The following is a 12,121-nucleotide window of genomic DNA, read 5'->3' on the forward strand; positions in this document are numbered from 1 at the left end:
AGTCACTTCCTGATCACCCGGTTCAACATTTGGGACGAAAAGCTTCGGCGAGGTGCCGGCATCCTCGAGCCGGAAGCCTATCGGGCTTGGCTCACGCGACGCATCAGGATCTTCAACGAGCTGTTACTTCCTACGATAGTGAGTCAGACCTTTCAGGGGTTCCACTACCTCTTGGTGCTGGACACGGAGCGCGATGAAACACTCGACGCGTTCCTTGATCATTTATCGCCCTATCAAATGATCCGACCTGTTTTCATCGACCTGCGGCAGGCCCATCCCTGGTCTGTGTACGAAAAAGCCTTAGGCCAAGAAATCCTTGCGTTGAGCAAGCCCGGCGAGATCGTGGCCACGACCCGCCTCGACTCGGACGATGCAATCAACGTCGATTTCATGTCTGCCCTGAACCGCTATTGCACGCAGATCGAGGCGAGCCGCGTCGGCGCGGGGATGTATCTCAACTTCCCGCTCGGTCTCCAAATCAACGGCACCGACGTATCGTTGCACGTCGTGAATAGAAACCCCTTCCAGACAATGCTGGAAAGTCGAGAAAAGTATCTCGACGACCGTATCTGGACGCGTAAAGGGGTTTTTCAGACGGCCCACAATCGAACCGACAAGGTTTCGGAGGTCGTGAACATCACCACCCGGCTGCCGATGTGGGCGCAGTTCGTTCACGGTGGGAACGTCGCCAATGTCGATGGCGCAAACCTTCTCAAGCTAGCGCCATCGGACGACCTGGACCTGTTGTTCGCTGGCGTTCTCTCGAAAGCGAGCACCGTCCGGTAATCGACCAGCCTCGTGTGGCGGTCACGCTCGCCGACCGCCCCGGTGCGACGACCAGGCCGCCGGAAGAGGGCGACGAGTTCGACCCGCGCCACCTTCCGGTGACCGATGATGATGCGGCGCGCCGTTAGCCGAAGGCGCTGAGATCCACCATCCGGCCGTTGATGAAGAGCGGGTTGGTCCGGCGCAGCACCGGGCTCCCGCCGTGGAAAAACTCGAACGACTGTTCGTAGAACTGGAACAGAAGGAAGCCGTGCGCGCGCAGGACATCCTCGAGCACGCGGAACGGGACGTGGTGCTTGTTGTGCGGGTTCATCCCGGCCTCGACCTGCACGAAGTCCGCGCGCTCAAGGGTGTCGCCGAAGCCCTGAAGCACTTCCAGATCGTGCCCCTCGGCGTCGATCTTCAGGTACGAAATGCGCTCGATCCCGGTCTCGCGCACGAAATCGGCGCCCGGCCGCGTCCTGACCGCCACCTCATCCTTGTAGTGCTTTTTGGGGTCCGTGATGATGAAGGCCCCCGGCGACGTTCCCTTGGTCCACATCCGCACCGACCCCTCGCGATCCGAGAGCGCGAGATTGTGGACCTTCACGTTCGGGCGTGAGCCCACCCGCGCGATGAGAGCGTCGTGGGTCGCCGGCACCGGCTCGAACGCGTGGATGACGGCATCCGGGAAGATCGTGGCGTAGGCGTCCGCGTTGTCGCCGACGTTGGCCCCCACGTCCAAGATCACGGTCGGCTCGTACTGCGGGATACGGGCCAGGATGTGCGAAAATTCCTGACTTTTCTTCAGGGCAGTCCGGTCGATGGCCATGCTGGGTCCCCCGCGCGTCACGCCGACGCGCGGGGGTTTTGCCGCGCCGCCTGAGGCAGATCAAGCCGCCGTGTCTTTCTGGGCGATGTGGTCGGCCATCGTCGCCGGCACGAAAGCGAGGCGGCGCAGGGTCGCGTTGGCCTGCTGGCCCGTGCCGGCTTCGTTCGAACCGAAGCGCAGGGCATTGAGCCCGGCGGGGAAGGCGGTCGGCGTGGCGAACGTCGCATCCGCCCCGTTGACGATCGCGCGGAACAAGCCCGCTCCGACGCCGAACTGCAACGCGATCCGACAGGACTTTCCCTGTGACCCCGTCCCTTTGGACCGCGATCTGCGCATGGTATCCCGTGGAGCCGTCCCTGCGCGTGCGTTCGAGGATGGTGCCCACGTCGCCCCCGGCTGCGGTTACAGCATGGGCCCCGTGGCTCCAGCATTGCTGTAGAACGTGCAACGAACGAGCCTGCCCGAGCCCGCCTGAGGCCCATCGGGTACAGCATGGAATGGGTACGAAGTGACTGCGGGCGTTGAAATTCCCAGCAATCTGAGTGGGTGGCGGTTCAGCGTCGCCCCCATGATGGACTGGACCGACCGGCATTGCCGGGCGTTCCATCGGGCGATGTCGCGCCGGGCCCGGCTCTACACCGAGATGGTGACCACGGGGGCGGTGCTGCACGGGGACCGGCAGCGGCTGCTCGGGTTCGACGCCATCGAGCATCCGGTGGCGGTGCAGCTCGGCGGCTCCGATCCGGGCGACCTCGCCCGCGCGGCGCGGATCGCGGAAGCGTTCGGCTATGCCGAGATCAACCTCAATGTCGGCTGCCCGTCCGACCGGGTGCAGGAGGGCCGCTTCGGCGCCTGCCTGATGCGCGAGCCGGCCCTCGTCGGCGATTGCGTGGCGGCGATGAAGGCCGCCGTCCCGGTCCCGGTGACGGTGAAGTGCCGCCTCGGCGTCGACGAGCAGGACACGGAGGAAGCCCTCGACGCGATGGCCGAAGCGGTCGTGGCCGCGGGCGTCGACGGGCTGATCGTGCATGCCCGCAAGGCGTGGCTGAAGGGCCTGTCGCCGCGGGAGAACCGCGACGTGCCGCCCCTCGATTACGGCCGCGTCGCCCGCCTCAAGGCGGCCCGGCCCGAGCTGCCGATCGCGATCAACGGCGGCGTCGCGACGATCGAGGCTGCGAAGGAGCGGCTGGGGCAGGTCGACGGCGTGATGGTGGGGCGCGCCGCCTATACCGAGCCGGCGATCCTGCTCGGCGTCGATCCCGAGATCTTCGGCGAGCCCGCGCCGGTGGCGGACGCCTTCGCGGCGGTCGAGGCGCTGGCGCCGACGATCCACGATGCGGTGGCCTCGGGCACGCGGCTGCACGCCTTCACCCGGCACATGCTGGGGCTGTTCAACGGGCGGCCCGGTGCGCGGGCCTTCCGGCGGCATCTGGCCACCGCCGGCATGGCGCCCGACGCCGACCTCGCCACCCTGCGCGCGGCGGTGGCGAAGGTGTCGCGGGAGCGCCCGCCTGCACGGGAAGCCGCGTAGCACCGAACGGCGGCGGCCCGCCTCTCCTCCCCACAAAGGGGAGCGGACAGCGCCGGACCGAAGCGATCGATCGGAAGCGGCATCAAGCCGCGCGGCGCCCGCTGCCGTTCCAGGTCTCCAGGAGGTCCGGCAGCGCGGCGGCCGGCACCGGCGGGCTGAACAGGTAGCCCTGCACCTCGTCGCAGCCCTCGTCCCGCAGGCGGGCGAGTTGCTCCGGCGTCTCGACACCCTCCGCCGTGGTCGACATGCCGAGGCTGGAGGCGAGGCTGATGACCGCCCGAACGATGAAGCCGGAGCCCTCCTCAACCGTGAGGTCGCGGGTGAAGCACCGGTCGATCTTCATCTTGTCGAAGGGGAAGCTGCGCAGGTAGCTCAACGAGGAGTAGCCCGTGCCGAAATCGTCCATGGCGATGCGGGCGCCCAGGCCCCGCAAGCCGTGCAGGATCGCCACCGTGGCGTTGCCGTTCACCAGCAGCACGCTCTCGGTGATCTCCAGTTCCAGGCGGCGGGCGGGCAGGCCGCTCTCGGCCAGCGCGCCCCGCACCGTGGCGATGAGCCCGGCGGAGGTGAACTGCGCCGCCGAGACGTTGACCGCGATCTTGAGGTCGTCCGGCCAGGACGCCGCCTCGCGGCAGGCCCGGGCCAGAACCCATTCGCCCAGCGGCACGATCAGGCCGATCTCTTCCGCGAGCGGCACGAACTCGGCGGGCGAGACCGGGCCGCGAGTCGGATGGGTCCAGCGCAGCAGCGCCTCGAACCCGCAGATCCGCTCGGCCGCGAGGTCGTAGATCGGCTGGTAGTGCAGATCGAACGCCTCCATCTCGACGGCGGCGCGCAGGTCGAGTTCCAGGGCACGGCGGGCCTGGAGGCGGGCGTCCATCTCGGATTCGAAGAAGCGGTGGACGCCACGCCCATCCGCCTTGGCGCGGTAGAGCGCGACGTCGGCGCATTGCATCAGGCGATCCGGCTCCAGCCCGTCCGAGGGCGCGAGCGCGATGCCGATGCTGACGCCGACCGTGATCGAATGGTGGGTGAGCGCGTAGGGTGCGCTCACCACGTCGCGAATGCGGCGCGCCAGCGTGCCGGCATCCGCCGGGCTCTCGACGCCGGCCTGGATCACCGCGAACTCGTCGCCGCCGAGCCGGGCCACGGTGTCGACCTCGCGCAGGCAGGCCCGCAGCCGGTGCGCCACCGCCCGCAGCAGCTCGTCGCCGACGGCGTGGCCGAGCGTGTCGTTGACCTGCTTGAAGTTGTCGAGGTCGAGGCAGAGCACGGCGAAGCCGGTGTCGCGGCGCGCCAGCGTGATCGCGCCCTCGATCCGCTCGCGCAGGAGCAGGCGGTTGGGCAGGTCGGTCAGGGCGTCGTGCCGGGCCATGTGGGCGATGCGGGCCTCCGCCTGCCAGCGCTCGGTCACGTCCTCGTAGAACGCCGCGAAGCCGCCGCAGGACAGCGGGCGCATCTCGACCGAGACGTGGCGCCCGTCGGCCAAGCGCTGAATCTGGGCGGCGGAGCCCGACCAGATCAGGCCGCCGATCTCGGCCAGCGCCTCGTCGGCACTCAGGCTGGGATGGCTGCCCACCTCGATGTTGCGGCGCAGCACCTCCGTGGCTTCCATGCCGACGACGACGCTGCCGGCGGCCAAGCGGAAGATCTCGTGGTAGCGCCGGTTCGCCACGAGCAGCCGGTGCGCGGAATCGTAGAGCAGGAAGCCTTGCGACATCGTGTCGAGGGCCGCCCCCAGCCGGGAGAGGCGCTCGCTCAGCCTGTCCTCGCGCGCCCTGGCGGCGCTCACGTCGAACAGCAGCGTCAGCGCGCCGCCGCCCGGCAACCGCCCGCGCTCGACCCGGAGCCGGCGCCCGTCCGGCAGGACCTCCTCGCCGGCCTCGGCCCCGGATTCGGGACCGGGCTTCCGATCCGCATGCCGCTTCGGTCCGAAGGCCGGCGGCCATCCGTCGGGCCGATGCTCGAGCACCACGCGGCCGTCGGCCTCGGTCAGCCGGACGGCGACCGCCCCGCCGTCCAGGCCGGCCGCGAGTGCCGCGCCGATCCGGGTCTCGGGTGAGGCGAGGGCGGCGGAGAGTTGTCCGGCGAGGGCGTCCTGCGCCGCGCGCATCGCACCGAGCCGTCCGAGCAGCGCGTCGAACTCGCACAGGCCGGTCCGGCCGGCCGGTTCGGCGGTGGAGCCCGCGACGACGGCATCGGCCACGCGCAGGGCCGCCTCGGCGCTGCGGGCGACGGACCGGGCGAGCCAAGCCATGGTCAGCACGACCAGCAGGAGCGCGACCCCGGTGGCGGCCGCGGCGATCGTGCCGCGCGAGGCCGCGTCAAGGCCGAGCTGCGCGCCGAGCGCGGCCATCCCGAGGGCGGTCACGATCAGGCAGAGCCACAGGCCGGCCTGCAGGATGCGCTCGCGGATCGTCTCGGCCAGGGCATCGGCATCGACCGGCAACCCGTCCCGGTCGTCGGGACGCGGCGTCGGGCGCGCGAGGGGGCGATGTTCGTCGGGGGAGCGCATGGCGTTCAGGGTTGGCTCCCTCGTCGGGCCATGTTGCGCCGGCCCGTGTTCGGCGGGCCCTCACGCGAGTCGTGCATCGGCCTCGAACCTGCTCGGAACTCGCCTCAGAACCTGCCTCAGAACTTGCCGAGCAGCGGGAATTCCTGGCTCAGCGTCGATTCCGGCGGCAGCGGCGCCTCGCGGCGGCGGGGCTTGCGGTTGAGCACCTGCTTCAGCTTGGTCTTGAGCAGGTTGATGTCGAACGGCTTGAGGATGAAGGCATCGGCGCCCGCGACGTGGGCGAGGTTGATGTCCTCGAAGTCGAACGAGGCCTCGGTGAGGATGAAGGGCGTGTTCATCAGGGCGTCGTCGGCCCGGATCTCGCGCAGCAGCTGCAGCCCGTCCATCGGCTCCATGTTGAGGTCCGAGATCACCAGGGCGTAGCGTCGCTCGCGCAGGCGGCCCAACGCCTCGGCGCCGTCGGCCACGCCCTCCACCTCGGGAAAGCCGAGCCGGGTCATCAGCTCGATGACGAGACGCAGCAGCTTGGGCTGGTCGTCGACGATCAGGATGGGGAGAGTGTCGCTCATCGGTTCTCGGAGCCCTAGGAGGCCTCAACGCCTCACACGAACAGGTGGTCGATGCCCTGCTTGGCCATCGACTCGGCCTGGAGGGTGACGGCGAGGCCGTGGATCGCGCCGCCCTTCGGCGTGCCCCGCTGGAGCATCGGCAGCAGCCCGGCCTTGGCGAAATGCGCCTCGTTGGCGGCCGCGCGCGTCACGGTGGTGAAGGAGGTGACGAAATCGCGCTTGAGGATCTCGCGCCACTCGACGATCTGCACCTCGCGGTGCCGGCTGTCGCTGGCGATGCGCTGGAACGTTTCGTGGACCGACTGCCGCTCGCCCTCGATCACTTGGAGCGCGAACGGGCCGTCGAGGATCAGGAAGCTCGTGATGACCGCGAACTCGTTCTTCTTCTGAGCCTGCCGGGTGATCTCGCCGATCTGCTTGGCCCGCGCGGCCGGGTCGGCCGAGAGGTTCAGGCGCGAGAAGTAGATCAGGTGGACGAGGCTCGTCCTCTTGCTTTTCATCGATCTCGTCCGGGCGAAGGCCTGCGATGAACGCTACCAACATTCGACATAACGGGGCGTAAACGGCCCGAGGCGGCAGTTTCTGCCGGGCCGGGGCGCCGCCGCGGTCGGAATCTGCCGGGCGCCCGTCGGGCGATCCCAGCGATATCAAGGTGTTAGGTCTGGCATGGGGGTTGCCCTACTCGCCTCGAGAAGCCGGCCGCCGCGGGCGGGCCGTTGGGAGAAGCCAGGGCCATGGACATTTTTTCCGCGTTGCAGACGGCGGTCTCGGGCCTGAGGGCGCAGGCCTTCTCCCTCGACAACATCTCCGGCAACATCGCGAACTCGCAGACCACCGGCTACAAGCGGATCGACACCACCTTCGTCGACATGATCGCCGAGCGCGACACCAAGCATCAGGTCGCCGGCACGGTCGCGGCCTATTCCGAACTGACCAACACGATCCAGGGCAACCTGCGCGACACCGGCGTGTCCACCAACATGGCACTCAACGGCAACGGCTTCTTCGTCGTCCAGAAGAAGTCCGTCGATTCCGGCGGCGGCACGGCCTTCTCGGCCACGAACCTCTACACCCGCCGCGGCGACTTCGCCCCCGACAAGGACGGCTACCTCGTCAACGGCGCGGGCTCCTACCTCACCGGTGCGAGCCTCGACCCGGCCACGGGGCAGACGGCCTCGACGGGCCCGATCCAGATCTCGAACGATCTGCTGCCGGCCAAGGCGACGGGCACGATCACCTACTCGGCCAACCTCCCCCGCACGCCGACCACGACGGGGGCCAAGGCCAATGGCGGCCTGCTGCCGGCCTTCGCCAGCGACCGGGACGCGCGGGTGACCGACGGCAACGAGACCGGCAAGACGGTGGCGGCCGGCGACGACGCCCAGGCCCTGATCGACAACAGCATCGCCGGCCCCGCGCTGACCGTCTACGACGCCTCCGGCGCGCCGGTGAGCCTGCAGACCCGCTGGGCCAAGGTGGCCAACGCTGGCGGCACGGGCGACACCGCCACCAAGGACACGTGGAACCTGTTCTACGCCGACAAGTCCAGCGTCTCGGGCAACCAATCGAGCTGGACCAATGTCGGCCAGGCCTTCCAGTTCACCAACGGCCAGCTCACGGCGCCGGCCGGCGGCACCCTGGCGATCGAGAGCCTCACGGTCGACGACGTGCCGGTCGGTCCGCTCACCCTCGACCTCAGCGGCGGCCTGACCCAGTACGCCTCGTCGAGCGGCACGGTCTCGACCAACACCCTCAAGCAGAACGGCTACGCCTCGGGCTCGCTCAACGCGGTCGATGTCGGCGAGAACGGCGTCATCAGCGGCACCTACTCCAACGGCAAGACCCTCGAACTCGCCCGGATCGAGGTGGCGCAGTTCATCAATCCCGACGGGCTGAAACCCGACTCGCTCGGCAACTACCAGCAGACGACCACTTCCGGCGAGCCGCTGACCGGGTTGCGCGACACCACGGTGGTGGGGGCCAACGTCGAGCAGTCGAACACCGACGTGGCGTCCGAATTCTCCAAGATGATCGTCACCCAGCAGGCCTACTCGGCCAACACCCGGGTGATGTCGACGGCGCAGAGCATGATCTCGGATTTGATCAACGTCATTCGCTGACCCTGAGCGGCCTCTCCTTCCCGCAAGGGTGGGGGCCTCTTGGAAACGAGGAGTTCGACCTTGGCGATCGATGCGTTCACGACGGCGACGGCGGGCCTGCGGGTGACGCAGTCGCAGATCGGCCTCGTCTCGCAGAACATCGCCAATGTCGGCACCGCCGGCTACGTGCGGCGCACGCTCTCGCCGATCACCGCGGGACCCGGCAATGCGGGCGTCGCCTCGGGCACCATCGCCCGGGCGATCGACGCGGCGGCGCTCAAGCAGCTGCGCTCCGAGACCTCGGGGGCGGCCTACACCTCGACGATGGCGGGCATCCGCACGCAGCTCGACGCCCTCTACGGGCGGCCGGGCGACGCCTCCGCCCTCGACGGGATGTTCAACAGCTTCACGCTCTCGCTCCAGTCGCTGGCCGCCAACCCGACCTCGACGGCGGCCCGCACCACCGTGATCTCGGCGGCCTCCGGCCTCGCCACGACCGTCGCCGGAGCCGCCAACGGCGTGCAGGCCCTGCGCTCCGGCCTGGAGGCGCAGCTCGACGCCGACACCCGGGAGGCGAGCGGCCTGCTGGCGCAGCTCGCCAAGCTCAACGCCCGCATCGGCGCCACCCCGACGAGCGATCCGAGCCGCCCCGATCTCGAGGACCAGCGCGACCAGGCGCTCAACGGCCTGTCCGGACTGATGGACATCAACGCCGTGACGCTCCCCGACGGCAGCGTCAGCGTGCTCACGGGCTCGGGCGTCACCCTGCTCGACCGCGACAACGCCACCGTGCTGAGCTTTGCCGGCCGCGGCACGCTCACGGCGGAGGCGGCCTACGACAGCGATCCGAGCCGGAGCGGCGTCGGCACCATCGTGGCCACGACCCCAGGCGGCGGCCGGATCGACCTGATCGCCTCGGGCGCGATCCGCTCCGGCTCGATGGCGGCGGCGGTGGAGCTGCGCGACACGGTGCTGCCCCAGGCCCAGCGCCAGCTCGACGACCTCGCCGCGGGCCTCGCCCGGTCGATGTCGGACCGGCTCGCCACCGGCACGGCGCCCGCCGACGGCACCAAGGGGGCCCTCGACATCGACCTGACCGGCCTGTCCCCGGGCAACGCGATCACCCTGACGGTGCAGGACGGCGGCACCCAGCGCAACCTCATCCTGATGCCGTTTTCCGGCCCGCCGCCGGCCTCGCTCCCGGCCGGGGGCACGGACGATTCCGAGGCGACGGTGATCCCGTTCCGCCTTCCCGGCAGCGGCGAGGGCGCGCCCGCGACCATGGAGGACGCCGTGTCCCAGGCGCTCGCGGGCGGCGGATACGCGGTCTCGGCGGTGGCGGGCGGGGCGGCAGGCGCGGTGCGCATCCTCGCCACCGGCAGCGCGAGTCTGCTCGCCGCCTCCGCCAGCGTGACGCAGACGAGCTCGGCGACCGACACGAAGAGCGGCAAGACCCAGATCCCGCTCTTCGTCGACGGCAAGGCCGGCACCCTGTTCACCGGCTCGTTCGAGAACGGCTCGCAGCTCACGGGCTTCGCGCAGCGCATCGGCATCAACCCGGCGGTGGCCGGGAATGCCGCGACCCTCGTCGGCATCACCGGCACCGGCGCGAGCGCCGGCGATTCCACGCGGCCGCAGGCGCTCTACAACGCCCTGACGGCGACCCCGCGCACCTTCTCCTCGGCGAGCGGCATCGGCGGCGTCGACGCGCCGACCACGTCGAGCGTCGCCGAGTTCGTCCAGGGCGTGATCGCGATGCAGGGCTCGGCGACCGCCGCCGCCCAGGATCTCGACGAGGGCCAGAGCATCGCCCTCTCGACCGCACAGGGACGCTTCGCCTCCACCTCCGGCGTCAGCATCGACGAGGAGATGTCGAACCTGATCGCCCTGCAACAGGCCTTCACGGCCAATGCCCGCGTGCTCACCGCCGCCCGCGACATGCTCGACACCCTGCTGCGGATCTGACGGAAGGGATCGTAACCCATGTCGACCATCCTCCCCTTCGCCGCCGGCACCTACCGCTTCGACCGCCAGGCCGCGAGCCTCGTCGGGATGAAGACCCAGCTCGACGACCTGTCGCGCCAGCTCGCGACGGGCCGCGCCGCCGAGACCTATGGCGGGCTCGGGCCCGGCCGCACCACGAGCCTCAGCGCCCACGCGGCGATCAGCGCCCAGGACGGCTACCTCGCGGCGATCACGCCGGCCGACACGCGGGTGAAGCTGACCAGCGCCAGCCTGACCCAGCTCAAGACGCTGACGGACAGCGCCCGCTCGAACCTGAACGGCCTGCTCGTCTCGCAGAATCAGGCGCTGCCGGCGACCAGCGTGCAGCTCGCCGACAACAACCTCTCGGCGGCCATCGACGCGCTCAACCAGCAGGCAGGCGACGTCTACGTCTTCTCCGGCCGCGCGACCGACACCCGCCCCGTCGCCTCGCGGGAGCTGATCCTGAACGGCGATCCGGCCAACGGCCTCGACGGGGTGAAGGCCCTGATCGCCGAGCAGAAGCGGGCCGATCTCGGGACCGACGGGAACGGCCGCCTGACCCAGACGGCGAGCGGGGCCGACGTCACGCTCACCGAGGATGGAAACGCCGAGGCGCGGGCGAATTTCGGCTTCACGCTCGCCGGCGCCACCGGCTCGGCCGGCGGGCGCATCACCGCCGGCCTGACCGCCGGGACCGCCGCCACCGTCACCCCGGCCTTCGCCGAGAACCCCACCGACGGCACGCGGGTGCGGGTGGCGGTGAACCTCCCCGACGGCAGCCAAGCGACCTACGACCTCACCGCACGCACGAACCCGGCCGCCGGCGCGGCCGATTCCTTCGCCATCGGGGCGAGCCCGGACGAGACCGCCGCCAACCTGCAGGCCCTGCTGAAGACCCTGCCGGGGGAGGGTGCGCTCGCGAGCGCCCAGAGCGCGTCGCCGCCGGGCCTGTCGGCGCGCTTCGAGGGCGGCAGCCCGGCCTCGCTCGGGCTCTCGGTGACGGGCACGCCCGAGGCCGGCGACACGCTGACCCTGACGCTCGGCCTGCACGACGGCACCACCACGACGCTCAAGCTGACCGCGCGGGGAAGCGCGGACGCGGCCTCGGCCACGACCTTCGCCATCGGGGCGAGCCCGGCGGAGACTGCCGCCAACCTGTCCCGGACCCTGTCGAACGCCCTGAAATCCGCCGCCGGCACCGAGCTCGCGGCCAGTTCGGCGACGCGCGCCGCGACGAACTTCTTCGAGGGCGCGCCCGCCGCCGGCCTCGCGCCGCGGCGCGTCTCCGAGGACGGCAACGGCTACGCCGCGCAGGCCGATGCCGGCACGGTGATCTGGTACAGGGGCGACGATTCCGCCGACCCGCGCGGCACCGCGACCGTGCAGGTGGGGGCGAGCCGCACCGTCGCGATCGGCGCCCAGGCCAACGAGGCGGCGATCCGCACGACGCTGGCCGGCCTCGCGGCGGTGGCGGCGGAGAGCTTCACCGACGCGACCGGCGCCGTCGACACCGCCCGCTTCCGGGCGACCGCCGAGCGGGTCTCGGACATCCTCACGCCCGACGCCGACCATTCCGGCCTGGAGGCCCTCGGCACGGATTTCGGCCTGGCGGCGAGCAGCATGGCCAACGCCAAGTCGATCGCCTCCGCGACCCGCGCCACCCTGGAGAATTCCCTCGACGGGATCGACACGGCCTCGACCGAGGAGGTCGCCGCCAAGCTCCTCGGCCTGCAGAACCAGCTCCAGGCGAGCTACAAGGTCACCTCGATGCTCTCCGAGATGAGCTTGGTGAATTACATCAGCTGACGGGAGCGAGGCCTCGTC

The 12,121-nt window shown here is 70.3% G+C and carries 10 protein-coding genes; 5 read left to right on the forward strand and 5 right to left on the reverse strand.

Translation table 11 applies throughout. The features are described from left to right. The coding region (locus HNR00_RS02355; RefSeq protein WP_183564305.1) for a glycosyltransferase at window positions 1-786 on the forward strand (786 nt) is incomplete at its 5' end. Between the two features lie 124 nt (window positions 787-910). On the opposite strand, the gene HNR00_RS02360 is transcribed toward HNR00_RS02355, so the two are convergent. Both HNR00_RS02360 and HNR00_RS02365 read right to left on the reverse strand, forming a co-directional pair. Further along, window positions 911-1,597, reverse strand: coding sequence for an FkbM family methyltransferase (locus HNR00_RS02360; RefSeq protein ID WP_183564307.1), 687 nt, complete (start codon window positions 1,595-1,597; stop codon window positions 911-913). A 60-nt stretch (window positions 1,598-1,657) separates the two neighbouring features. Next, entirely contained in the window at window positions 1,658-1,852 is a 195-nt protein-coding gene (locus tag HNR00_RS02365) for a hypothetical protein (protein WP_183564310.1), read from the reverse strand. 283 nt (window positions 1,853-2,135) lie between these two features. Between HNR00_RS02365 and dusA the strand changes: the two genes are divergently transcribed. Next, the gene (gene dusA, locus HNR00_RS02370; RefSeq protein ID WP_183565443.1) at window positions 2,136-3,128 is read left to right on the forward strand and encodes a tRNA dihydrouridine(20/20a) synthase DusA; all 993 of its coding nucleotides are present in this window, start codon (window positions 2,136-2,138) and stop codon (window positions 3,126-3,128) included. Between the two features lie 82 nt (window positions 3,129-3,210). Here dusA and HNR00_RS02375 read toward each other — a convergent pair whose 3' ends face one another. From HNR00_RS02375 to HNR00_RS02385, 3 genes are all read right to left on the reverse strand, one after another. Then, window positions 3,211-5,643, reverse strand: coding sequence for a putative bifunctional diguanylate cyclase/phosphodiesterase (locus HNR00_RS02375; RefSeq protein WP_246390222.1), 2,433 nt, complete (start codon window positions 5,641-5,643; stop codon window positions 3,211-3,213). Window positions 5,644-5,759: 116 nt separating this feature from the next. Beyond that, on the reverse strand, window positions 5,760-6,212 hold the full coding sequence (locus tag HNR00_RS02380; protein ID WP_183564313.1) for a response regulator: 453 nt from the start codon (window positions 6,210-6,212) through the stop codon (window positions 5,760-5,762). 32 nt (window positions 6,213-6,244) lie between these two features. Beyond that, window positions 6,245-6,712, reverse strand: coding sequence for a BLUF domain-containing protein (locus HNR00_RS02385; RefSeq protein WP_183564316.1), 468 nt, complete (start codon window positions 6,710-6,712; stop codon window positions 6,245-6,247). A gap of 234 nt (window positions 6,713-6,946) precedes the next feature. Between HNR00_RS02385 and HNR00_RS02390 the strand changes: the two genes are divergently transcribed. The 3 genes from HNR00_RS02390 to HNR00_RS02400 are packed head-to-tail and all read left to right on the forward strand — an operon-like array spanning window position 6,947 to window position 12,103. Continuing rightward, window positions 6,947-8,332: a flagellar hook protein FlgE gene (locus HNR00_RS02390; RefSeq protein ID WP_183564319.1), complete on the forward strand. Its 1,386-nt coding sequence runs from the start codon at window positions 6,947-6,949 to the stop codon at window positions 8,330-8,332. A 60-nt stretch (window positions 8,333-8,392) separates the two neighbouring features. Beyond that, window positions 8,393-10,276, forward strand: a complete 1,884-nt coding sequence (gene flgK, locus HNR00_RS02395) for a flagellar hook-associated protein FlgK (RefSeq protein WP_183564322.1) — start codon at window positions 8,393-8,395, stop codon at window positions 10,274-10,276. Window positions 10,277-10,294: 18 nt separating this feature from the next. Continuing rightward, window positions 10,295-12,103 carry a hypothetical protein gene (locus tag HNR00_RS02400; protein ID WP_183564325.1) on the forward strand — a complete coding sequence of 603 codons (1,809 nt, stop codon included), beginning with the start codon at window positions 10,295-10,297 and terminating at the stop codon, window positions 12,101-12,103. Window positions 12,104-12,121: the final 18 nt, after the last annotated feature.

It is taken from the genome of Methylorubrum rhodinum, assembly GCF_014199935.1.
Classification (GTDB): domain Bacteria; phylum Pseudomonadota; class Alphaproteobacteria; order Rhizobiales; family Beijerinckiaceae; genus Methylobacterium; species Methylobacterium rhodinum.

What these genes read in the sequence shown, in the direction of transcription:
- HNR00_RS02360 (WP_183564307.1), bottom strand. Translation starts at nt 1,597, where the DNA reads ATGGCCATCGACCGGACTGCCCTGAAGAAAAGTCAGGAATTTTCGCAC.
- HNR00_RS02375 (WP_246390222.1), bottom strand. Translation starts at nt 5,643, where the DNA reads ATGCGCTCCCCCGACGAACATCGCCCCCTCGCGCGCCCGACGCCGCGT.
- HNR00_RS02380 (WP_183564313.1), bottom strand. Translation starts at nt 6,212, where the DNA reads ATGAGCGACACTCTCCCCATCCTGATCGTCGACGACCAGCCCAAGCTG.
- HNR00_RS02385 (WP_183564316.1), bottom strand. Translation starts at nt 6,712, where the DNA reads ATGAAAAGCAAGAGGACGAGCCTCGTCCACCTGATCTACTTCTCGCGC.
- HNR00_RS02390 (WP_183564319.1), top strand. Translation starts at nt 6,947, where the DNA reads ATGGACATTTTTTCCGCGTTGCAGACGGCGGTCTCGGGCCTGAGGGCG.
- HNR00_RS02400 (WP_183564325.1), top strand. Translation starts at nt 10,295, where the DNA reads ATGTCGACCATCCTCCCCTTCGCCGCCGGCACCTACCGCTTCGACCGC.